This is a genomic window from Acetobacter lambici (assembly GCF_011516885.1).
GTDB classification, from domain to species: domain Bacteria; phylum Pseudomonadota; class Alphaproteobacteria; order Acetobacterales; family Acetobacteraceae; genus Acetobacter; species Acetobacter lambici.
On the sequence record NZ_WOTD01000146.1, the window covers coordinates 1 to 1,004 of the forward strand.

The 1,004-nt window shown below is 62.4% G+C and carries 1 protein-coding gene and 1 pseudogene; both read left to right on the forward strand.

Annotation, left to right across the window (positions count from 1 at the left end):
• Position 1 precedes the first annotated feature (1 nt).
• Positions 2–565, forward strand: a complete 564-nt coding sequence (locus tag GOB86_RS15560; RefSeq protein WP_338421541.1) for a recombinase family protein — start codon at positions 2–4, stop codon at positions 563–565.
• Between the two features lie 3 nt (positions 566–568).
• Positions 569–892, forward strand: a pseudogene (locus GOB86_RS15565) (DUF4158 domain-containing protein); the annotation flags it as partial.
• Positions 893–1,004 lie beyond the last annotated feature (112 nt).

Consider the following 1,004-nt stretch of genomic DNA (forward strand, 5'->3'; position numbering starts at 1 on the left):
AGTGTCCTCAGCCGACGAACGCCAGTCAGTGGATCTCCAGCGCGATGCGCTGATCGCGGCTGGCGTCGATGCACGCCACATTCATTCCGACAAGGCCTCTGGTGCCCGCGACGATCGCCCTGGCCTCAAGACGTGCCTCGCCTGGCTCAAGGAAGGGGATACGCTGGTGGTCTGGAAACTCGACCGTCTGGGCCGTTCTCTATCGCATCTTCTCGATATTATCGGAGATTTTCGGGAGCGTGGCATCGCTTTCCGATCCTTGACCGAACATATGGATACGGCAACCGCGCAAGGCGAGTTGCTGTTCTCGATGTTCGGCGCACTCGCCCAATACGAACGCGCCTTGACGCGCGAACGGGTCATGGCGGGGCTGGCAGCCGCCAGGCGCCGGGGTCGGCGCGGCGGTAGGCCGCCCGCGATCCACGCGGAGAAGATCGCGGCGATTACCGTCGCCCTCGAAGGCGGCGCCAGCAAAGCGGCTATATGCCGCAACTTCGGTGTACCGCGCTCGACGCTGATCGACACGCTGGCGCGGATTGGCTGGACGCCTCCCGGCAGAACCTGACAGATGCCGCGCCGTTCCGTTCTGACCGAGGCGCAGCGCCTGTTGCTGCTTGCCCTGCCCGAAAACGAGGCCGACCTGGTGCGTTACTGGACGCTCACTCCCGATGACCTGCGTGTCATTGTCAGTCGGAGAAGGGCGCACAATCGGTTGGGCTTTGCTATCCAGCTTTGCGCGCTGCGCTACCCGGGGCGGCTGCTCCGGCCGGGGGAGCTGATCCCTCAGATCCCGCTCGCCTTCATAGGGGATCAACTCGGGATCGAGTCGGACGCGCTCGCCGACTATGCCGTGCGTGGGCCGACCCGCTACGAACAGCTCGATACGCTGCGTGTGTTGATTTTCACTGAGAACTGGGTTCTTCCGTACTTTTCGTGATGGGTATCTTGTACTGAGGTTCCGGAACTGGGAAATCCAGAAAGTCGTTCACTTTCATGGATATTCC